General features: G+C 53.8%; 21 protein-coding genes and 5 tRNA genes. 23 read left to right on the top strand and 3 right to left on the bottom strand.

Translation table 11 applies throughout. The features are described 5' to 3' along the window. Positions 1-62: 62 nt before the first annotated feature. From MFP24_RS01540 to MFP24_RS01495, 10 genes are all read left to right on the top strand, one after another. Positions 63-138 (top strand) — tRNA-Thr (locus tag MFP24_RS01540). 274 nt (positions 139-412) lie between these two features. Beyond that, positions 413-706 carry a type I toxin-antitoxin system antitoxin YafN gene (gene yafN / locus MFP24_RS01535; protein WP_249228774.1) on the top strand — a complete coding sequence of 98 codons (294 nt, stop codon included), beginning with the start codon at positions 413-415 and terminating at the stop codon, positions 704-706. Then, a complete protein-coding gene (locus tag MFP24_RS01530) occupies positions 703-849 on the top strand; it encodes a hypothetical protein (RefSeq protein ID WP_249228773.1) in 147 nt (48 codons plus the stop codon). The genes yafN and MFP24_RS01530 overlap by 4 nt, the downstream gene beginning before the upstream one ends. A gap of 404 nt (positions 850-1253) precedes the next feature. Beyond that, positions 1254-2633: an LLM class flavin-dependent oxidoreductase gene (locus MFP24_RS01525; protein WP_249228772.1), complete on the top strand. Its 1380-nt coding sequence runs from the start codon at positions 1254-1256 to the stop codon at positions 2631-2633. Positions 2634-2656: 23 nt separating this feature from the next. Beyond that, a complete protein-coding gene (locus MFP24_RS01520; protein ID WP_249228771.1) occupies positions 2657-3175 on the top strand; it encodes a carboxymuconolactone decarboxylase family protein in 519 nt (172 codons plus the stop codon). 44 nt (positions 3176-3219) lie between these two features. Continuing rightward, entirely contained in the window at positions 3220-4464 is a 1245-nt protein-coding gene (locus MFP24_RS01515) for an ABC transporter substrate-binding protein (RefSeq protein ID WP_249228770.1), read from the top strand. After that, complete coding sequence (locus MFP24_RS01510) at positions 4461-5246, top strand: ABC transporter ATP-binding protein (protein WP_249228769.1); 786 nt, start codon at positions 4461-4463, stop codon at positions 5244-5246. The genes MFP24_RS01515 and MFP24_RS01510 overlap by 4 nt, the downstream gene beginning before the upstream one ends. Positions 5247-5248: 2 nt before the next feature. Further along, the gene (locus MFP24_RS01505; protein WP_249228768.1) at positions 5249-5977 is read left to right on the top strand and encodes an ABC transporter ATP-binding protein; all 729 of its coding nucleotides are present in this window, start codon (positions 5249-5251) and stop codon (positions 5975-5977) included. After that, positions 5974-6834 carry a branched-chain amino acid ABC transporter permease gene (locus MFP24_RS01500; protein WP_249228767.1) on the top strand — a complete coding sequence of 287 codons (861 nt, stop codon included), beginning with the start codon at positions 5974-5976 and terminating at the stop codon, positions 6832-6834. The genes MFP24_RS01505 and MFP24_RS01500 overlap by 4 nt, the downstream gene beginning before the upstream one ends. Continuing rightward, complete coding sequence (locus MFP24_RS01495) at positions 6831-7715, top strand: branched-chain amino acid ABC transporter permease (RefSeq protein ID WP_249228766.1); 885 nt, start codon at positions 6831-6833, stop codon at positions 7713-7715. The genes MFP24_RS01500 and MFP24_RS01495 overlap by 4 nt, the downstream gene beginning before the upstream one ends. 60 nt (positions 7716-7775) lie before the next feature. Here MFP24_RS01495 and MFP24_RS01490 read toward each other — a convergent pair whose 3' ends face one another. Both MFP24_RS01490 and MFP24_RS01485 read right to left on the bottom strand, forming a co-directional pair. Beyond that, on the bottom strand, positions 7776-8450 hold the full coding sequence (locus MFP24_RS01490) for a MarC family NAAT transporter (protein ID WP_249228765.1): 675 nt from the start codon (positions 8448-8450) through the stop codon (positions 7776-7778). 53 nt (positions 8451-8503) lie between these two features. Continuing rightward, entirely contained in the window at positions 8504-9016 is a 513-nt protein-coding gene (locus tag MFP24_RS01485; protein WP_249228764.1) for an SRPBCC family protein, read from the bottom strand. Between the two features lie 222 nt (positions 9017-9238). On the opposite strand from MFP24_RS01485, the gene pncC reads away from it, so the two are divergent. The 13 genes from pncC (at position 9239) to luxS (ending at position 19284) form a co-directional block, all read left to right on the top strand. Then, positions 9239-9733: a nicotinamide-nucleotide amidase gene (gene pncC, locus MFP24_RS01480; protein WP_249228763.1), complete on the top strand. Its 495-nt coding sequence runs from the start codon at positions 9239-9241 to the stop codon at positions 9731-9733. 104 nt (positions 9734-9837) lie between these two features. Further along, positions 9838-10908 carry a recombinase RecA gene (gene recA / locus MFP24_RS01475; protein ID WP_249228762.1) on the top strand — a complete coding sequence of 357 codons (1071 nt, stop codon included), beginning with the start codon at positions 9838-9840 and terminating at the stop codon, positions 10906-10908. Between the two features lie 33 nt (positions 10909-10941). Continuing rightward, positions 10942-11445 (top strand): recombination regulator RecX, encoded by a 504-nt coding sequence (recX, locus tag MFP24_RS01470; RefSeq protein WP_249228761.1) that lies wholly within the window; start codon positions 10942-10944, stop codon positions 11443-11445. A gap of 138 nt (positions 11446-11583) precedes the next feature. Beyond that, positions 11584-14211 carry an alanine--tRNA ligase gene (gene alaS / locus MFP24_RS01465; RefSeq protein ID WP_249228760.1) on the top strand — a complete coding sequence of 876 codons (2628 nt, stop codon included), beginning with the start codon at positions 11584-11586 and terminating at the stop codon, positions 14209-14211. A gap of 321 nt (positions 14212-14532) precedes the next feature. Further along, positions 14533-14718, top strand: a complete 186-nt coding sequence (gene csrA / locus MFP24_RS01460) for a carbon storage regulator CsrA (protein ID WP_005972168.1) — start codon at positions 14533-14535, stop codon at positions 14716-14718. Positions 14719-15021: 303 nt separating this feature from the next. Continuing rightward, positions 15022-15114, top strand: a tRNA-Ser gene (locus MFP24_RS01455). 7 nt (positions 15115-15121) lie between these two features. After that, positions 15122-15198, top strand: a tRNA-Arg gene (locus tag MFP24_RS01450). Between the two features lie 83 nt (positions 15199-15281). Beyond that, positions 15282-15358 (top strand) — tRNA-Arg (locus MFP24_RS01445). Positions 15359-15567: 209 nt separating this feature from the next. Then, positions 15568-15644: transfer RNA gene (locus MFP24_RS01440), tRNA-Arg, on the top strand. A gap of 342 nt (positions 15645-15986) precedes the next feature. Beyond that, positions 15987-16553, top strand: a complete 567-nt coding sequence (gene yqaB, locus MFP24_RS01435) for a fructose-1-phosphate/6-phosphogluconate phosphatase (protein ID WP_249228682.1) — start codon at positions 15987-15989, stop codon at positions 16551-16553. Further along, on the top strand, positions 16550-16978 hold the full coding sequence (locus MFP24_RS01430; RefSeq protein WP_249228681.1) for a YqaA family protein: 429 nt from the start codon (positions 16550-16552) through the stop codon (positions 16976-16978). The genes yqaB and MFP24_RS01430 overlap by 4 nt, the downstream gene beginning before the upstream one ends. An 82-nt stretch (positions 16979-17060) precedes the next feature. Further along, entirely contained in the window at positions 17061-18614 is a 1554-nt protein-coding gene (gshA, locus tag MFP24_RS01425) for a glutamate--cysteine ligase (protein ID WP_249228680.1), read from the top strand. Between the two features lie 154 nt (positions 18615-18768). Then, on the top strand, positions 18769-19284 hold the full coding sequence (luxS, locus tag MFP24_RS01420) for an S-ribosylhomocysteine lyase (RefSeq protein WP_249228679.1): 516 nt from the start codon (positions 18769-18771) through the stop codon (positions 19282-19284). Between the two features lie 64 nt (positions 19285-19348). Here luxS and MFP24_RS01415 read toward each other — a convergent pair whose 3' ends face one another. Further along, a complete protein-coding gene (locus tag MFP24_RS01415) occupies positions 19349-20143 on the bottom strand; it encodes a cytochrome C assembly family protein (RefSeq protein ID WP_249228678.1) in 795 nt (264 codons plus the stop codon). Position 20144 lies beyond the last annotated feature (1 nt).

Below are 20144 nucleotides of genomic sequence, written 5' to 3'. Positions count from 1 at the left end.
TGATATTTTCACTAGTTTGTCACCCCGTAGTTTCGCCATAGCTTCGCTGTGACGATCCCAACGCCGATATAGCTCAGTTGGTAGAGCAGCGCATTCGTAATGCGAAGGTCGTAGGTTCGACTCCTATTATCGGCACCATTCATACTATTTCTACGTCTGCCAACGTCTACTTAAACACCCTTTAACCCCCTTGAATATCAGCCCACTTTTGTAGCTTGTAGCATCAGTCTGCACTCATTCAGATGTTCTGCCTTGTGGATGTAAGCCGCCCGCACAGGGTTGCGTTCTTGGTGGCTCATCTGACTTTTACCAGCATCATATGGAATCACTATTGTCTGTTTTATGAACATAAGAAATGATGTATATTCTGATGTATATAAAAATGGTTGTTAGAATATACAATAGGTGGCTTATGGAACGCATCCTCGCAGAAAAATCTATCAACATCACCGAGTTAAGAAAAAATCCGGCGAAGTATTTTATTGATGAACCCGTTGCTGTCCTGTCTAACAACCGGCCCGCTGGTTACATGGTCAGTGCTAAGGTGTTTGAAGAGCTGATCGATCTGTTAGAAGAGAAGCAGGGCAGGGTTCATACCGCCGCGCGTTTCAGGCCAATGGCTGAACGTTTAAGTGATATTGCGGATAGCGGGCAGAAACTGCTGCAAAACGCCTCTGACAAGGATCTGACCGAGTTCACGGAATGAGCATCAGGATTTTCAAGTCTGCGCTGATTGGCCAGCAATTAAGCCAGCAAGAGCTTGATGATTTGGCGGCGGATTTTATGTTTTATAAAAAGGATAGCGTGTGGCCCAATACTTTTGACCATGATGCGTTATATGGTGGTTAAAAAGTATTGGTTACAAAAATGCTTGTTCTGTTTTCTCGCTATTTCAGGATGCTAATAAATGTGGCATAGAATATTCTCCAGTAGCGTTTCATCGGATAGAACTGCTATATCAGCCACTTCGATTATTTTCGTTCTTATATCTTATATATGTGCTAATAGTCTCATTCAGGCTGAAAATATTATCCTGCTGTTTTATAAAGTGCGTAGTTGTTTGATCGAACGCTCCAGGCGATAAATGAAATCTGCATTGCCCCTTTCGTCATTTTTTAACTTTCATTAGAAAAAATATGTGTTTTGCTCACTGGCGGGCCGATGCCTTAATAAATAATAACAAGCAGGTTAAGCGGTAAGGTCGGATGGGATATTAGTATTTCCGAGAGGCCTTACCACGGTGGAAATGGCTAATGACCAAAGAGATACGTTTTAATGCGTTCATGATGAATTGCATCGGACATTTGGCGCCGGGACAGTGGACTTCACCACAGGATAACTCCCTCCGTTATCTGCAGCCACAGTATTGGATCGGTCTGGCCAGGTTACTTGAAGACGGGTTATTTGACGGTCTGTTTCTGGGGGATGTGCTGGGTATTTACGACGTTGATGGCGATTCGGCAGACAGCGCGCTACGCCATGCGGCGCAGGTGCCGATGAATGATCCTTTCCCTCTGGTCCCGCTGATGTCGCAGGCTACGCAACATCTCGGTTTCGGCGTCACCGCCTCGGTGACCTATGAGCCTCCCTATTTGCTCGCCCGCCGGTTTTCCACCCTCGACCATCTGACCGGAGGGCGGGTAGCCTGGAATATCGTCACCTCTTATCTTTCCAGCGGCGCGGCAAGCCTGGGACTTTCTCAGCCGTTATCCCATGACCAGCGCTACGATCGCGCCGATGACTACCTGAGCCTTTGCTATAAGCTGTGGGAAGGCAGCTGGCAAGAGGGGGCGGTGCTACGCGATCTGGAGCGGGGCGTCTACGCGGATCCCGATAAAATACGGCGCGTCGAGCATCAGGGGCCCTATTTTCAATCGAACGGGATTTATCAGTGCGAACCCTCGCCGCAGCGTACGCCGGTCCTGTTCCAGGCTGGCGGCTCCGTACGCGGTACCCGGTTCGCGGCGCAGCACGCGGAGTGCATTTTTGTCGGCGCGCCGACGCGGGATGGGCTGCACCGTACCGTGGATGCGCTCCGCGCTGATCTGCTCAAGGCGGGCCGTCCCGCCGATTCCGTGCGTATTTTCGCCATGTTTACCGTTATCGTCGACGATAGCATGGCGCTGGCAAATGCGCGTTTCCAACACTACCTGGCGCGGGCGAGCTATGACGGCGCCCGCACGCTGCTGGCCGGCTGGACCGGTATCGATCTTTCGCGTTATCACCCTGACGATACGCTGGCCTATGTCGATACCGATGCCGGGCAATCAGCGCTGGCGTCCTTTAGCATTCTGGACCCCAACCGCATCTGGACGGTGCGCGACGCGGTGGAGTTCGTTTCGGTGGGAGGACGCGGGCCGGTAGTGGTGGGCGACGCCGTCCACGTCGCCAATGAGTTGCAGTCCTGGGTGGCGGATACCGGTATCGACGGTTTTAACCTCGCCTACGTGGAATCGCCCAGAACTTTTGAAGACATCGTCAGGCTGTTGATCCCCGAACTTCAGCGGCGGGGGGCTTATAAAACGGCCTATGCGCCGGGAACGCTGCGGGAGAAACTGTTCGCCGACGGCCCTTATCTGCCGCCAACCCATGACGGCAGCCGCTATCGCGGCGATAAAGCCAATCCTCGCTAATCCCCATTTATTCAGGAGAAATCATGCCCCGTATTTCCGAACCGGATCCCCGCACGTTTGACGGGCCGCTGGGGGAGCTGTTCCGGCGTTATACCCAAAATGGCGCAGTATTCGTCGATCAGTTTTCGGTGATGTCGCATGTGCCGCCGGCGGCGGAGCATCTGTTCGGCTTACTGCTGGAGCTCAAGGCGCGCGGCGGCATTGCGCAACGTTATATCGAGCTGAGCATCGTGGTGGTTTCGCTGATCAATGAATGTACCTATTGCGTGGATAACCATGCTCCCCGTCTGGCGGTGGAAGGCATATCGACGCAGGGGGCGCGCGAACTGCTGGATTACGCCCAACATCCTGAACTGAGCGAGGTGGATAAACTGGTGGTTGAATACGCCATTGCGGTAACCCAGTCGCCTCAGCGTATCCGCGACGCATTGTTCGATCGCCTGCGGGCGCAGTTCAGCGAATCGCAAATCGTCGAGCTCACCTTGCGTATTGCGCTGTGCGGGTTTTTCAATCGCTTTAATCAGGCATTACAGATTGGCTGAGTTCGTATCGCCAGAGTGTTAGGCATTTATAGCAGGAGTGGTTCATGACGTTTTTATTCACCTTGGCTGATCATAAGCTGTTCGGTTTTATCCGGCGTTTCGCGCTATCCCTTGCGGCCGTACTGGCGTTCTTCCACATGGCCGGGGCGCAGGCGGCGGAACCGATTCGTATCGGCGTATTGGTGCCGTTGAGCGGAGGCGGTGGCGCCTATGGCGCCGGCATGGCCGCCGCCGCCGCGCAAGCCGCCGAATTTATTAATCAGGACGCGGGCGGCGTGCTGAACGGACGCAAAATCGAAATTATCGTCGCCGACGATGAAAGCAACCCCACGGCGGGCGTCGCGGCGGCGCGAAAATTAATCGACGTCTCCCGCGTTTCCGCCATCGTGGGGCTATGGAGCAGCGCCGTGGCCATGGCCGTGAAACCACTGACCATTGAGAAAGGCATCCCGCTGCTGGTCACCGGCTCCGGTGATGAGATCACCCAGGGGGATAATCAGGGGCTGGTGTGGCGCTTCCAGGCCACCGGCCGGGATTGGGGCAAGGCGTTCGCCCGCGCCGCCGTTAAGGACGGGGCGCATACCGCATCCCTGCTGGTGCTGCATACCCCGTTTACCCTGAGCATGGTCGATCCTTTTATCCAGGAGTTTACCGCCGCCGGCGGGCGCGTTCTGGATACCGTCTATTACAATCCCGGCCAGCCCTCCTATCGGGCGGAAGTGGAGAAAGCCTTTGCCCAAAAACCGGACGCCGTTTTTGTCCCCAGCTATCTGCCGGACTTATCCGCCATTGCGCGGGAAATATACCGCAGCGGCTTTAACAGTACCCTCTACGCCAATTCTTCGGCGGCGGACGCCGAAGGCGCCTTTGTCAAAAACGTCGGCAAAGCGGTAGCGGAGGGGATTCACCATATCCAATCCATTCCGCCGCAAGATTCCGCCGCCTATCATATTTTTGCCGAAAAGGCGGGTATCTCCCCCAATACTCTGGCGATTTTTCCGTCTAACGTATGGGATGAAATCTCGGTTCTGGCCCTGGCGATTGAAAAATCCGGCAGCGCGGAGCCGCGGGTATTTGCCCGCTCGATCCCGGACGTCGTCAACGGTCCGGGCGTGAAAGTCGAAAGCCCGGTTGCGGGACTTAACGCGCTGCGCGCCGGTAAAAACATCGCCTATAGCGGAGCGGGCTCCCAGTTTACCTTTACCCCCAGCGGCGACCAGCTCAACCGCTTATACGGTCATTTCATTATTCGCGATGGGGTTAACCAGCAGGTGGATTTTTTGAAATGATGCCGGCGTCGCAAAGCGTGCCCGCCGCTTACGGGCTCACCGCCCGCAATGTTTCCCACGCCTTTGGCGGGGTGGCGGCGCTGCAACAAACCTCGCTGGTGGTGGAGCCGGGCCGGATCACCGGGATTGTCGGCCCAAACGGCGCGGGTAAAACCACGTTGTTTAATATTTTGGCCGGCGCCCTGGCGCCGGACGCCGGTCAGGTGTGTTGGGGCGAGCGAGATATCACCCGGTTGGCGATACACCGGCGCGCCGCGCTGGGTATTAGCCGTACATTCCAGCTTTCCCGCGAGCTTGATAGCCTTACGCTGCTGGAGAATTTATTGCTGGCCGTCCCGCGCCAGCCGGGCGATGCCCTATGGCGCATCTTCCTGACCCCGAAAGACGCAAGGCGTGCGGAACAGGCGGCGATCGACAAGGCCCTGGCGTTATTGGAGCGCGTTCATTTGCGCGCGCTGCGCAATGAGCCGGCCGGCAGTCTGTCCGGAGGACAAAAAAAACTGCTGGAGCTATGCCGGGCGCTGATGAGCGATCCCGCGGTGATCCTGCTGGATGAACCGGCCGCCGGCGTGAATCCGGCAACGATCGATGAGCTGGTCGCTTTCATCCTCGCGCTGCGCGCGCAGGGCAAAACCTTTGCCGTGGTCGAGCACAATATGGCGTTGATGGCGGCGCTGTGCGATACGGTTTACGTATTGGCCGAAGGGCGGGTGCTGACTCAGGGCAGCTTTGAGACGATCGCCGCCGATCGCCGCGTGCAGCAGGCATATCTGGGGATGTAGCCATGGCAACCGCATTAAAAGTCGAACGGCTGTATGCCGGTTATCATGGGAAAAATATTCTCCATGGCATCGATCTCGACGTCCCGGCGGGAGGGGCGCTAACCATCATCGGACCGAATGGTTCCGGCAAGTCCACCTTGCTGAAAACGCTGGTGGGGCTGCTGGCGGTCTCCGGCGGCCGAATTGAACTGGACGGCCGCGACATTACCGCCAGCCGGGCGCCGCAGCGCGCCCGGCTGGGTCTGGCCTATGTTCCGCAAGAAAAAAATATCTTTCCCAATATGAACATCAGCGACAATTTGCGCACCAGCGGCGAGTTCGCGCGCCACAAACAATCCGCCAAAACCCTGCGGGCCAGAATGGAAAAAGCGTTGGATCTTTTTCCCGAGCTGCTCCCTCATCTGGGTAAAACTTCCGGCTTGCTGAGCGGCGGACAGCGGCAAATGGTGGCGATGGCGTCGGCCCTGATGCTGGAGCCGTCGCTTCTGGTGCTTGATGAGCCCTCGGCCGGGTTGTCGCCGCGCAATGCCGGGCTATTGTTCGAGAGTATCGCCCGAATACGCCGCACCGGTATTACGCTGCTGATGATTGAACAGAATGTCAAACTCGGCCTTTCCGTGGCGGATACCGGCCTGGTGCTGGTCGCCGGACAGGTAAGACTGCTGGCGCCGGCGGCCGAGCTGGCGCAAAACGCACACTTACACGCTCTTTTTTTGGGCCACGCGCAATGATGCAACTGTTATTTAACGGGGCGGTGACCGGCGTATTGGTTGCCTTGCCCGCATTGGCTCTCTCCTTGACCTTCAGCGTGCTGCGCTTCGCCAATTTTGCCATCGGAGCCATGGTCACCGCCGGCGCCTATCTGATTTATTGGTGCAATACGTTGTTAGGTCTCAGCCTGCCGCTTGCCTGCCTGCTCGGCACCGTGCTGGCGGCGCTGTTGGCGGCGGCGATCGACCTGCTGGTCTACCGCCGCCTGCTCGGACGATCCAGCATTACGCTGCTGGTGGCGTCGATGGGCGTGGCATTGATTCTGGAAAATCTGGTGCGCTTTTTCGCCGGCGGCACCCCGGTCGGCTACGCGGTCGAGGTTGCCCGCCCCTTGCTGTGGGGCGGCCTGCGTATAAATCATGAGCAGCTGTTGACCGCCGGCGTCAGTTTCGGCTGTCTGGCGCTGATAGGCCTGATCTTCCATTATACGCGGCTGGGCCGCGCCATGCGGGCGGTGGCCGATAACCCGGATCTGGCGGCGACGCGCGGTATATCCCATCAGCGGGTGGTGTCGATGACCTGGATTTTATCCGGCGCGCTGTCGGCCATCGCCGGCATGCTTATCGGATTGGATTCGACGCTGGATCCCCTGATGGGGTGGAACTATGTGCTGCCGGTCTTTGCCGCCGCCATTCTGGGCGGCTTGAGTAATCCGCTGGGGGCCATTGCGGGCGCGCTGATTATGGGGATGCTGAGCGAACTGTCGACGATAATATTGCCGCCTCACTACCGTACCCTGGTGGCTTTTCTGGTGCTCAGCCTGTTGCTGATGCTAAAACCGTCCGGCCTGTTAGGCGCTCAGTGGGTGAAAAAATGACTGCTTATCTGTTTTCTATTCTGGTGCTGGTGGCGATCTCCGCCATTGTCGGCCTGGCGCTCAATATGCAATGGGGATTATCCGGCCTGGTCAACTTCGGGCTGTTTGGTTTTTATATGCTGGCCGCTTATCTCTGCGGGCAATTAACCGTGCAGTGGCATTGGGACCCCTGGCTTGCCATGCTGGCGGCGGTGCTGATCGCCGCCCTGGCCAGCGCGCTGGTGAGCCTTATCTCGCTTCGCCTGTCGGATGACTACCTGGCGATAGTCACGCTCGGCTTTGCCGAAAGTCTCAAGTTGGCGATCGTCCATGAAGAGTGGCTTACCCGGGGAAGTCTGGGGATATCCGGCATACCGCGCCCGATTGGCGGAGACGGCGCTTTTTTGCTGGTGGTCCTGGGGGCGCTGGCGGCGATATTTTTGCTGTATGAAGGCGTGGCGCGGGCTCCGCTCGGCCGGACCGCCCGGGCGCTGCGCGACGATCCGCTGGTGGTCGCAACGCTGGGCAAGAGCGTGCTGTCCTTCCGGTTACGTTTGTTCGCCCTGGGAGGCGGCGCTATCGGCGTCGCCGGCTGTTTTCACGCTTTTTATTATCAATATATCGATCCCACCCAGTTTGGCCCGGCGATCACCGCCTATGCCTTTATGGCGGTGATCGTCGGCGGGCGCGGCAGCAATGTCGGCGTCCTGCTGAGTTCGGCCACCGTCATTTTGCTGCTGGAAGGCACGCGTTTTCTCAATGATTACGTCTCCTGGCTTACGCCAAGCCAACTGGCCTCGCTGCGCCTGATGCTTATCGGGCTGGGCCTTATCGTCATGCTGATCTACCGGCCGCAGGGTTTTATCAGGGAGTACCGGCTAAAACATACGGCGGAAAAGTGACGTTTACTTCCAGGGGGGGCTTTTGCCGCCGCGGCGGGCGGCGTAATGGCATCGCCCCACTTAATGAAGGGTGGCGATAATCTCTAATGTGCCGTTGATGACGAACTGAACGCCCATACATACCAGCAGAAAGCCCATAAGGCGGGAAATGGCCTCAATGCCGCTTTTCCCAACCAGCCGCATAATAAATCCTGAACTTTTCAGGCTGAGCCACAGAATAAGGCTGACAATTATAAACGTCAGGACCGGAGCGACCGTAAGCACCCACGGCGTAATATCCAAACCGCTTTTTATTTGCGATGCGGAACTGATAATAAGCGCAATGGTTCCCGGCCCTGCGGTACTGGGCATTGCCAATGGCACGAAGGCGATATTGACCACGCTGGAGGATTCGCTGTTATGGATTTCATCGGCTTTACTTGTCACTTCCGGCGCGTGCTCCGGTTTCTGCACCGGAAACAGCATACGAAAACCAATAAAAGCCACAATCAGCCCGCCGGCAATACGCAACCCGGGAATGGAAATACCAAAGGTATTCATGACGAGTTGCCCGCTATAAAATGCGCCGGTCAGGATGAGGAAAACGTATAGCGATGCCTGAAATATCTGCCGGTTCCGTTCGCGGTAACTCATATTTCCCGCCAGCCCCAAAAACAGCGCCACCGTTGTCAGGGGATTGGCGAGCGGTAAAATCAGTACTAAGCCAACTCCGATGGTTTGAATCAACTCCAGCATTTAATCTCCGGTTGGTTGTTTTTTCGTAGGGTAAGTAACGGCCTGACAATATATTACTGGTGGTCGTTTTCTTTTTTGGGGGCACCGTCGCTTTCCGCCAGTTTTTTGAAACGAGAGAGCGTTTTCGTCAACATATCCTTGGATAAAATGTCGAACATCTGGCTGATTTTTTTTCCCAGCAATCCGCCCGGCGGATCGAAGCGAATCATCAAAGTGACTTCCGTTCCGGCGTCTGACGGGGCCGGTTTGAACGATAATCGCCCTTCATTGGGAATGCGCGCGCCTGGCAGAGAACGCCAGTAGATATATTTCCCGGGTTCTTCATCAACAATTCTTGCCTGCCATTCAATCAGAGCGCCGAAAGGGGTGTTAACGCGCCATCGTGAATCGGTATGGTTAAGTATGTCGATGGTAGCGAAATGATTCATTAAAACCGGCAGCGTTTCTGGTTTACGCCACAGCGCAAACAAGGTTTCAGCCGGACGGTCAATGATGATGCTGCTGCGGATTTCATCTGAATCACTATTGCTTATAATACCGATGTTTTTTAGAAAAGAAGGTCGCATCAAGAGTCTCCCTAATGGATTTTTAGCCCGAAAGGGCCTCTTTGGGGTCATTTTGACTGATATTGACCATGAAGCAAAGCGGGAAGAAGAACCTGCCTCGCCTATGGGGATGTAACATAACCTTCTTCCTTGCATGGCGCTTCGCATATAGAGTGGTCCAGCGTCTTTTTCGAGGAAAAGTGCTACCCTGATTTATTAACTCCTGATTAAGATGATACGGCAATGGCGGAAACAGACATTTTACGGTTAAGCGGTCTGGTGGGCGATCGGCTTAAGGCCCGCGGCGCAAAAATGACCTGCGCAGAGTCCTGCACCGGAGGGTGGCTGGCTAAAATAATCACCGATATCGCCGGCAGTTCCGGCTGGTTTGATTATGGTTTTGTTACTTACAGCAATCAGGCCAAGCAGGACTTGGTCAAGGTCAATGAAAAGACGTTATCGAGTTATGGCGCGGTGAGTTCCGAGGTGGTGCAGGAAATGGCGGCCGGGGCGCTAATGGCGGCCGGCGCGGATTTTGCCGTCTCTGTTAGCGGCATTGCCGGGCCGGACGGCGGGTCTGATGAAAAACCGGTGGGCACGGTGTGGTTTGGCTTTACCGATAAGCAGGGGCACGCCTTTACCCGCAAAGCGTTATTCAGCGGTGACAGAAACGCGGTACGTTTACAGTCGGTCCATTTTGCGCTGCAAACGATGCTCGACGAGTTTCTGCAAAAATAATCTTGATGCTGTATGTGTATACAGTATAATATCAGTAATTATTCGGTAATCCGTGATTAAGTGGCCGCGTAGAGAACGCTTTACGCCGCATGACAGGAGCAGAAATGGCGATTGATGAGAACAAGCAAAAGGCACTGGCAGCAGCATTGGGTCAGATCGAAAAGCAATTTGGTAAAGGTTCTATCATGCGTTTGGGCGAAGATCGCTCAATGGATGTTGAAACGATTTCTACCGGCTCCCTGTCTCTTGATATTGCATTGGGCGCCGGCGGCTTGCCGATGGGACGTATCGTTGAGATTTACGGTCCTGAATCCTCAGGTAAAACGACCCTGACGTTGCAGGTGATTGCCTCCGCTCAGCGTGAGGGCAAGACCTGTGCCTTTATTGACGCGGAACATGCGCTGGACCCGATTTATGCCAAGAAACTTGGCGTAGACATCGACAACTTGCTGTGTTCCCAGCCGGATACCGGCGAGCAGGCGTTGGAAATCTGTGATGCCCTGACGCGCTCCGGCGCAGTTGATGTCATTATTGTCGACTCCGTCGCGGCGTTGACCCCTAAAGCTGAAATCGAAGGTGAAATCGGTGATTCGCATATGGGGCTGGCCGCTCGAATGATGAGCCAGGCGATGCGTAAACTGGCGGGCAACCTGAAACAGGCGAATACGCTGCTGATTTTCATTAACCAGATTCGTATGAAGATCGGGGTGATGTTCGGTAACCCTGAAACCACCACCGGCGGTAATGCGCTGAAATTTTATGCCTCCGTGCGTCTGGATATCCGCCGCATCGGCTCTATCAAGGAAGGCGATGAAGTGGTCGGCAGCGAAACCCGCGTCAAGGTGGTGAAAAATAAAGTGGCGGCGCCTTTCAAGCAGGCCGAATTCCAGATCTTGTACGGTGAGGGGATCAACATTCACGGTGAGCTGGTCGACCTGGGCGTTAAGCATAAGCTGATTGAAAAAGCCGGCGCCTGGTACAGCTACAACGGTGAAAAAATAGGGCAGGGTAAAGCCAATGCCGGTAATTTCCTGAAAGAAAATCCCGCTATTGCCGCTGAGCTGGACAAGAAACTGCGCGACATGCTGTTGCATAAAGGCAATGAGTTGTCTCCAGCCGCCGCTGGCGATGTTTATGATGAAGCCGTCGCTGGCGAAGGTAATACGGAGTTTTAATGTTTGCCGTAACGCCGTTCATTGGATTGCTGAATGAGTAAACCGTTGTGCTATGCGATGAATGTGCTTTCCGTACGCGACCATAGTGAACTTGAGATACGCCGCAAACTTGCGGCGTATCAGCACAAGACGGTCACGGCGGAAGCCGATGCCGATGCCGATGTCTATGCCGAGGAGATGGCCGCGCGTTCCGTTGAGGAGATCGAGTCAGCCATCGCCTATTGCACCGAGCATGGCTGGCTGGACGATGAACGCTTTGCTCGCCGCTATATTAGCGGCCGTAGCCTTAAAGGGTACGGGATGCAGCGCATCAGGGCCGAATTAAGCCAGAAAGGTATCGACAAAGCGATTATTGCTGCTGCGTTAGCCGAATGTGATATCGATTGGTACGAATTGGCTAAATCCGCGGCGGAACGAAAATTCGGGCCTCTTTTGCCCGTTGAATGGAAAGAAAAAGCAAAACTTCAGCGATATCTGCTGTATCGTGGTTTTTCCCATGAAGAAATCCAATCCATTTACGCGAATTTTTCAGATTGAACGCATACGGGATTTTACTTCCCATCGAAGAAAATTTATCTTATTCCCACTTTTTTGTTCGTGAGTTGCACGGTAGCGTCAGCATGCTGCACTAACCTTGCCCACGATCTGTTCTTTTAGCTTGATTCCAGGACAATTATGAGCAAGAGCACCGCTGAGATCCGTCAAGCGTTTCTCGATTTTTTCCATAGCAAAGGACACCAGATTGTTCCCAGCAGTTCTCTGGTGCCGGATAACGATCCGACTTTGTTGTTCACCAATGCGGGTATGAACCAGTTTAAAGACGTGTTTCTTGGGCTGGATAAGCGTGGCTATTCGCGAGCGACGACGTCACAGCGCTGCGTGCGCGCGGGCGGCAAGCACAACGATTTGGAAAACGTCGGCTATACCGCACGCCATCATACTTTCTTTGAAATGCTGGGTAATTTCAGCTTCGGCGACTATTTCAAGCAGCAGGCTATCCATTACGCATGGGAACTGCTGACCGGGCCGCAGTGGTTTAATCTGCCGAAAGAGAAACTGTGGGTAACGGTATACGCCACGGATGATGAGGCGTATGGCATCTGGGCCGACGAAATTGGCGTTCCCCACGAGCGCATTATCCGTATCGGAGATAATAAAGGGGCGCCTTATGCTTCAGATAACTTCTGGCAAATGGGCGACACCGGCCCTTGCGGTCCCTGTTCTGAAATATTCTATGACCATGGCGATCACATAGCGGGCGGCCCGCCGGGAAGCCCGGAAGAAGATGGCGATCGCTATATCGAGATCTGGAACCTGGTGTTTATGCAGTTCAACCGTCAGGCCGACGGAACGATGCTGCCGCTGCCCAAGCCTTCGGTGGATACCGGAATGGGCTTGGAGCGCATTTCCGCGGTGCTGCAGCATGTGAACTCGAACTACGAGATCGATTTATTCAAGACGTTGATTGCCGCCGTAGCGAAAGTGGTGGGCACTAGCGACCTGAATAATAAGTCGCTGCGCGTGATTGCCGACCATATCCGCTCTTGCGCTTTCCTGGTTTCCGATGGCGTAATGCCTTCAAATGAAAACCGTGGCTACGTTTTGCGCCGTATCATCCGCCGGGCGATTCGCCATGGAAATATGCTGGGGGCGACGGACACCTTCTTCTATAAGCTGGTCGCGCCGCTGATTGAGGTAATGGGCTCCGCGGCCGACGAACTGAAGAGCCAGCAGGCGATTGTCGAGCAAGCGCTGAAAACGGAAGAAGAGCAATTCGCCCGTACGCTGGAACGCGGCCTTTCCCTTTTGGATGAAGAGATCAAAAATCTGCAAGGCGATACGCTCGATGGCGAAACCGCTTTTCGGTTGTATGACACCTATGGTTTCCCGATCGATCTGACGGCCGATGTATGCCGTGAGCGCGGCCTGAAAGTGGATGAGGAAGGGTTTGACCGGGCAATGGACGCGCAACGCCAGCGCGCGCGCGAAGCCAGCGGGTTTGGCGTGGATTACAATAATCTTGTCCGCGTGGATGCCAAAACGCCTTTCTGCGGCTACGAGCAAACGCGCCAGCAGGCAAAAGTTATTGCGCTCTATCATAATGGCAACGCGGTAGATCAGGTTGCCGCGGGCGAAGACGCAGTCGTTATTCTGAATGAAACGCCATTCTATGGTGAATCCGGCGGTCAGGTCGGCGATCAGGGCGAATTAAAAGGCGTGAACCTGAGTTTTGCCGTTCAGGATACGCAGAAATACGGTCAGGCAATCGGCCATATCGGTAAGCTGACGCAAGGCGTGCTGCGCGTGAATGATAGCGTAGAGGCGATTGTCGATAGCGAGCGTCGTAACCGTATTCGTCTTAACCATTCGGCGACGCACCTGTTACACGCCGCGTTGCGGCAGGTTCTGGGCGATCACGTCGCACAGAAGGGGTCGCTGGTTAACGATAGCTACCTCCGTTTCGACTTTTCTCATTCTGAAGCGATGAAGCCCGAGCAGGTTCGACAGGTTGAAGATATCGTTAACGCCCAGGTTCGTCGTAACCTGGCGGTAGAAACGGAAGTTATGGCGCTGTCCGATGCCAGAGAAAAAGGGGCGATGGCCCTTTTCGGCGAGAAATATGAAGATCATGTCCGGGTATTAACCATGGGTGATTTTTCTATCGAACTGTGCGGTGGTACTCACGCCGGCCGTACCGGGGATATCGGTCTGTTCCAGATCGTATCCGAGTCCGGTACGGCTGCCGGCATCCGTCGTATTGAAGCGGTAACGGGGGAAAGCGCGCTATCTGCGCTGCACCGTCAAAGCGACGTTTTGCAAGATGTTGCGCAACTGCTGAAAGGGGATAGCAATAATCTGGCCGATAAGGTACGTTCTGTACTTGAACGTACCCGTACGCTGGAAAAAGAGCTTCAACAGCTGAAAGCACAGCAGGCGGCGCAGGAAAGTTCCTCTCTTTCAGGCAAGGCGCTGGATATTAACGGTGCGAAACTGCTGGTCACCCGGTTGGACAACGTTGAGCCTAAAATGCTGCGTACCATGGTGGACGATCTGAAAAACCAATTAGGGTCGGCCATCATTGTGTTAGCGACCACGGAAGGGGGTAAGGTTAGCCTTATCTCCGGGGTGACGAAAGACCTGACCGACCGCGTAAAAGCCGGAGAGTTGGTCGGATTTGTCGCTCAGCAGGTCGGGGGAAAAGGCGGTGGGCGTCCTGATATGGCGCAGGCCGGCGGCAGCGATATTGCCGCTTTACCCGCGGCGTTAGCCAGTATTGAATCTTGGGTGACTGATAAGTTATAAATATTTAAATCAGAGTGTTATCCTAGCAAAAGCGCCATTACTTCGTTGGTTCTGGCGCTTTTGTCTTGCCGGAAAGGCTTCCGGCAAGCAAGATGCACAAGACGCCATCTTCAGAGGTTGGAAGTTGGATCGGCTTGGCGTCTTGTTGCGATAACAAAGGCACAAGCTACTTATATCGACTAAACTGGAAGTAGCGACAAACAATGAGTGAGATGGTGAAGGTCAACATTACCATCTAGGTTTACGTTTTCACGGCACATGATGGATAATGACGGGGAGACAGAGAGACCCGACTCTTTATAATCTTTCAAGGAGCAAAGAATGCTTATTTTGACTCGTCGAGTTGGCGAAACCCTCATGATTGGCGATGAGGTAACGGTTACCGTACTAGGGGTAAAAGGCAATCAGGTGCGTATTGGCGTTAACGCTCCTAAAGAGGTTTCTGTCCACCGTGAAGAGATCTATCAGCGAATTCAGGCAGAGAAATCTCAACCGACATCCTATTGATTGACAATGCGTCTCGCAGAAACGGGGCGCCATTGTTATTTCCCGCGTTTTTCCCTTCCGCATGTTGATCAACACGCTTTATCCTCTTTGATTATCTTTTTTCACCGATGAGATAAGCATCTGTTTTTTTGTTGATAAAATGCGCTTTTTGTTGTGAATCTGCTCGTCTTGGGCGGGAATTGCGCAAACAAACCTAAGTTGGGAAAAATTGTTTGACTTATAAGTCCGGGAAAGTAATATGTGCGCCACGCAGTACCGGTGAGCACCAATAAGAAGTTTTCGTGGTAATCGCAGGTAGTGTTTGGTGAGGTGGCCGAGAGGCTGAAGGCGCTCCCCTGCTAAGGGAGTATGCGGTCAAAAGCTGCATCGAGGGTTCGAATCCCTCCCTCACCGCCATTTATTTGCATCCGTAGCTCAGCTGGATAGAGTACTCGGCTACGAACCGAGCGGTCGGAGGTTCGAATCCTCCCGGATGCACCATATTAGTTTGGAAATGGCAACAGTCCGATATTCGGACACCAGTAGTGTCGAGCGAACGCTACGTTGTACAAAGAATTATCAATGCATCCGTAGCTCAGCTGGATAGAGTACTCGGCTACGAACCGAGCGGTCGGAGGTTCGAATCCTCCCGGATGCACCATATTACTCCGGAATGACAGCGACCCGCGTCTGGTATATTTGGGTTTCACCAAGCCAGGGCGAGGGAGGATAACGTTGCGTTAGCAACGGCCCGCAGGGCGAGGCGCAGTCGAGTCATCCTCCCGGATGCACCATTCTTAAGTATCTCAATCGGTTTTACGGCAAGTATTCGCTTACTTCAGTTAAGTAGAATAATCTTTGCGTTATTATGCATCCGTAGCTCAGCTGGATAGAGTACTCGGCTACGAACCGAGCGGTCGGAGGTTCGAATCCTCCCGGATGCACCATATTACTCCGGAATGACAGCGACCCGCGTCTGGTATATTTGGGTTTCACCAAGCCAGTACTAGGGAGGATAACGTTGCGTTAGCAACGGCCCGCAGGGCGAGGCGCAGCCGAGTAATCCTCCCGGATGCACCATATTACTCTGGGCAATCCCCATCTGAATTTCCAACCTTACCCCATCCCCTCCCGCGTCTTTAAATGCATATGCCGCATATCGTCAGTCTGCCATATCGTTTGGCCATGGCGCCGCCAACGGCCTTGTTTCCATGACATTATTGAATAAGCGACAACGTTTTCACTTTGCGATAAAGTAGTTCCTCGTTTTCAGTGAGCATGGAGTCATGATGTACGATCGCTATCAAGGCCTGATCTTTGATATGGACGGCACCATCCTCGATACGGAACCAACACATCACAAAGCGTGGAATAGGGTCCTGGCAAGATACGGGATGACCTATGATGCCAAAGCCATGACCGCGTTGAATGGATCTCCCACCTGGCGTATTGCTCAGGCGATTATCGGCAGTCATCAGGTTGATATCGATCCCTATCGGCTGGCGGCTGAAAAAACCGCCGTGGCGGAGGAAATGCTGTTGGACACGGTAAAACCCCTGCCGCTTATCGACATCGTCAAATCCTATCGCGGACGCCGCCCGATGGCCGTCGGAACCGGGAGTACGCATGGCATGGCCGACAAACTGTTAACACATTTGGGCCTGCGTGATTATTTTGATGCAATTGTGGGCGCGGATGATGTCGACAATCATAAGCCTTTCCCCGATACCTTTTTGCGTTGTGCCGAGCTTATTGCCGTTGCGCCGGAACACTGCGTGGTGTTTGAGGATGCGGATTACGGCATCGAGGCGGCCGCAAGGGCGAAAATGGCGGTGGTTGATGTTCGTAAGCTGTGAGTGAATTCTGGGCGGTTTTCTCTCTCTTCTGGAGTAGCTTGCTGAGTGCGACATTGTTGCCCGGCAGCTCGGAGGCGTTGCTGGTCACCTTATTGGTTTCTGACAGCGCCGGGCCCATCCTGCTGATTATTGTGGCGACGGTGGGAAACACCCTGGGCGGATTAACCAATATCTTTATCGGACGCTTGCTGCCTCGGCCAAAAACGCAGGTCGGATATATAATGGCGCTAGGCTGGCTACAGCGTTATGGCCCGCCTGCGCTATTATTTAGCTGGGTTCCGGTCGTCGGCGATTTATTGTGCGTGTTGGCGGGTTGGTTGCGCATGCCCTGGATGTGTTCGGCGATTTTTATGTGTATCGGAAAAGCGCTGCGCTATATCGTTCTGGCAGGGATAACTTTACAAGGCATGGCATGGTGGTCTTGACCGGATAAAAATGAGATCTGGTGAGTGCTGTCGAGTTTCAATTATGCTTATAAACATTACTTTTTAACATCGGGAGGTCGATTTGATCCCGGATATATCACCGGCTCTTTCCTGGCTGGAAAATAATCCTCAGGCAGTAAGCGGTATCCAGCGCGGCATTGAACGCGAAACGTTGCGCGTGCAGGCAAACGGACATCTGGCTACCACCGGGCATCCAGAGAAATTAGGTGCGGCATTGACGCATCCGTGGATCACCACGGATTTCGCCGAGACATTATTGGAATTCATTACTCCGGTCGATAAAGATATCGACCATCTGTTGGCTTTCCTGGGCGATATTCATCGCCATGTCGCCCGCAATCTGGGCGATGAGCGCATGTGGCCGCTGAGCATGCCGTGCTTCATCGCCGAAGAGCAGGAGATTGAACTGGCGCAGTATGGCTCATCCAACATTGGGCGTTTTAAAACGCTATATCGCGAAGGATTGAAAAACCGTTACGGCGCCTTGATGCAGACGATTGCGGGCGTGCATTATAATTTCTCGCTGCCGCTGGCGTTCTGGCAAGCACGGGCCGGCGTCCGCGATGCGGAAAGCGGTAAGGTGGAAATCTCGGCGGGCTATTTTAGGCTGATTCGAAACTATTACCGATTCGGCTGGGTCATTCCCTATCTCTTCGGCGCCTCTCCGGCTATCTGTTCTTCCTTCCTGCAAGGCAGGGAAACCTCGCTGCCGTTTATGCGTACCGATAAGGGAATGTGTTACCTGCCTTATGCAACGTCTTTGCGGCTGAGCGATCTGGGCTACACTAATAAAACACAAAGCAATCTCGGCATTACGTTTAACGATTTGGACACCTACGTGGCCGCATTGAAACGGGCGATAAAAATTCCCTCCGCAGAGTATGCGCAGCTTGGACTGAAGAAAGACGGCCGCTATTTACAGTTGAACACCAACGCGTTGCAGATTGAAAATGAGCTCTATGCGCCAATAAGACCGAAACGCGTTACCCGGCCGGGAGAATCTCCTTCCGACGCCTTGCTGCGCGGCGGGATCGAATATATTGAAGTGCGCTCGTTGGATATTAATCCTTTCTCACCCATCGGCGTCAGCGCCAGTCAGGCGCGTTTCCTTGATTTATTCCTGATTTGGTGCGCGCTGGCGGATGCGCCGGAAATGAGCGCGGATGAACTGCTATGTACCCGTAAAAACTGGAATAGAGTGATACTCGAAGGCCGTAAACCGGGACAAACCGTGGGAATGGGATGTGAAACGGATCAACATCCGATTGCCGAGGTCGGTAAGTCATTATTCGCCGATTTACGCCGAGTGGCGGAGGTGCTGGATGACGGTAACGCTCAGCCCTATTACCAGCAGGTTTGTGATGAGCTGATTATCGGTTTTGATGATCCTGAAAGCACCTTCTCCGCCCGCGTGCTGAACCTGATGAAAGAAGACGGCTGCGGTGGGGTAGGACTTCATCTGGCGGAAGAGTATCGTAAGATATTATGCCATGAGCCGCTGCAGGTATTGACAGAAGAACAGCTGGCGGCGGAAAGTGAACGTTCATGGCGTCGTCAGCGGCAGATTGAAGCGGAAGATAAAATCGGTTTTGATGAATATCTGGCGGCGCAGTAAAAAGAAAAGGCCACAGTCAATGTGGCCAAAGAAACATCTCTAAATAGGGATGATGATAATAAATGCGCGTCTTTCAGAAATTCAGACCCGCGTAAAAAGGAAAAGTTTCCCGGAAACGAGAAAAAATGAATTTTTTCTATGAGGAGGTGGCATTATGCCGTTACTAGATAGTTTTACTGTAGATCATACCCGCATGGCGGCGCCTGCCGTCAGGGTTGCCAAAACCATGAAAACCCCTCATGGCGACACCATTACCGTATTCGATTTGCGTTTTTGCCGTCCTAATATCGAAGTGATGCCGGAACGCGGTATTCATACGCTGGAGCACCTGTTTGCCGGTTTTATGCGCAACCATCTGAACGGCGACGGGGTGGAGATTATCGATATTTCACCTATGGGCTGCCGCACGGGCTTCTATATGAGTTTGATTGGCACGCCTGGCGAACAGCGCGTCGCGGATGCCTGGAAAGCCGCCATGGCCGACGTGCTGAAAGTGACCGATCAGCGTAAAATCCCCGAGCTGAACGAATACCAGTGCGGGACGTATGAGATGCACTCTCTGGTCGAAGCGCAGGAGATCGCCCGGCACATTATCGATCACGATATCGGCATCAATCAGAATGATGAACTGGCGTTGCCGAAAGACAAGCTGACTGAGTTACATATCTGATTACTGTTGCCGTAAAAAAAGAGCCGCAGCTGCGCGGCTCTTTTTTTTATGGCGGGAAACCGTCTCAGACGGCAACGAAGTGTTGTATCACCCGGCTGCCGAAGTAGGATAACGTCAGCAGCAGCGCGCCGACCAGGCTGAACCATACAACCCGCCGTCCGCGCCATCCTTCGTGGTAGTGTCCCCAGAGCAGCAGGATGTAAATAAACCAGGCGAACAAAGAAAACAGCGCCTTATGCAGATTCTCTTTGTTATTGATCAGGTCATCCATATAAAACAGACCGGTGCATAGCGTCAGGGTCAGAAGAATGACGCCGATCTGGGTGATGTGAAACATTTTGCGCTCGATGCTCATCAGCGGCGGCATATCGGCGGCGAAGCTCAGTTTTTTATTTTTTAGCAGGTAATCCAGCCACGCCAGCTGTAGCGCATAAAGGGCGGCGATGATCAGCGTGGCATAGGAAAACAGCGCCAGGCCGATATGGAACAGCAGTCCCGGCGTCTCCTCCAGGTGGGTAATGAATTCGCCGGGCATAAAGCTGGCGAAAGCCAGATTAATCAGGGCAAACGTATAGACGATCGGCAGCAGAAACCAGCCGCGGTTTCGTGAGGCGACAATGGTCATCACGGTACAGATGATCAGACTGACAAGGGAACCGATATTCAGCAGGCTCAGATTTTGGCCGCTATGGACGTCGAAAATCCGTTGGTAAAGCGCCACCGCATGGCAGATAAGCGCAACGCTGGCCGAAAATATTGCCAGCCGACGATATGCACTGTTCTTACGCAGCAGACTGGGGATAATCAGTCCGAGGCTGAGTGTGTAGGCGACTAAAGCCACTATAGCGAAAACAGACATT

It is taken from the genome of Brenneria tiliae (genome assembly GCF_023347575.1).
Lineage (GTDB): Bacteria > Pseudomonadota > Gammaproteobacteria > Enterobacterales > Enterobacteriaceae > Brenneria > Brenneria corticis.
The sequence above is the reverse complement of the archived record's forward strand: the minus strand, read 5'-3'. Positions and strand labels throughout refer to the sequence as shown.

Bases quoted from the DNA above. Each gene is read 5' to 3' on its own strand.
- yafN (WP_249228774.1), top strand. From the start codon at position 413: ATGGAACGCATCCTCGCAGAAAAATCTATCAACATCACCGAGTTAAGA.
- MFP24_RS01530 (WP_249228773.1), top strand. From the start codon at position 703: ATGAGCATCAGGATTTTCAAGTCTGCGCTGATTGGCCAGCAATTAAGC.
- MFP24_RS01525 (WP_249228772.1), top strand. From the start codon at position 1,254: ATGACCAAAGAGATACGTTTTAATGCGTTCATGATGAATTGCATCGGA.
- MFP24_RS01520 (WP_249228771.1), top strand. From the start codon at position 2,657: ATGCCCCGTATTTCCGAACCGGATCCCCGCACGTTTGACGGGCCGCTG.
- MFP24_RS01515 (WP_249228770.1), top strand. From the start codon at position 3,220: ATGACGTTTTTATTCACCTTGGCTGATCATAAGCTGTTCGGTTTTATC.
- MFP24_RS01510 (WP_249228769.1), top strand. From the start codon at position 4,461: ATGATGCCGGCGTCGCAAAGCGTGCCCGCCGCTTACGGGCTCACCGCC.
- MFP24_RS01505 (WP_249228768.1), top strand. From the start codon at position 5,249: ATGGCAACCGCATTAAAAGTCGAACGGCTGTATGCCGGTTATCATGGG.
- MFP24_RS01500 (WP_249228767.1), top strand. From the start codon at position 5,974: ATGATGCAACTGTTATTTAACGGGGCGGTGACCGGCGTATTGGTTGCC.
- MFP24_RS01495 (WP_249228766.1), top strand. From the start codon at position 6,831: ATGACTGCTTATCTGTTTTCTATTCTGGTGCTGGTGGCGATCTCCGCC.
- MFP24_RS01490 (WP_249228765.1), bottom strand. From the start codon at position 8,450: ATGCTGGAGTTGATTCAAACCATCGGAGTTGGCTTAGTACTGATTTTA.
- MFP24_RS01485 (WP_249228764.1), bottom strand. From the start codon at position 9,016: ATGCGACCTTCTTTTCTAAAAAACATCGGTATTATAAGCAATAGTGAT.
- pncC (WP_249228763.1), top strand. From the start codon at position 9,239: ATGGCGGAAACAGACATTTTACGGTTAAGCGGTCTGGTGGGCGATCGG.
- recA (WP_249228762.1), top strand. From the start codon at position 9,838: ATGGCGATTGATGAGAACAAGCAAAAGGCACTGGCAGCAGCATTGGGT.
- recX (WP_249228761.1), top strand. From the start codon at position 10,942: ATGAGTAAACCGTTGTGCTATGCGATGAATGTGCTTTCCGTACGCGAC.
- alaS (WP_249228760.1), top strand. From the start codon at position 11,584: ATGAGCAAGAGCACCGCTGAGATCCGTCAAGCGTTTCTCGATTTTTTC.
- csrA (WP_005972168.1), top strand. From the start codon at position 14,533: ATGCTTATTTTGACTCGTCGAGTTGGCGAAACCCTCATGATTGGCGAT.
- yqaB (WP_249228682.1), top strand. From the start codon at position 15,987: ATGTACGATCGCTATCAAGGCCTGATCTTTGATATGGACGGCACCATC.
- luxS (WP_249228679.1), top strand. From the start codon at position 18,769: ATGCCGTTACTAGATAGTTTTACTGTAGATCATACCCGCATGGCGGCG.
- MFP24_RS01415 (WP_249228678.1), bottom strand. From the start codon at position 20,143: ATGTCTGTTTTCGCTATAGTGGCTTTAGTCGCCTACACACTCAGCCTC.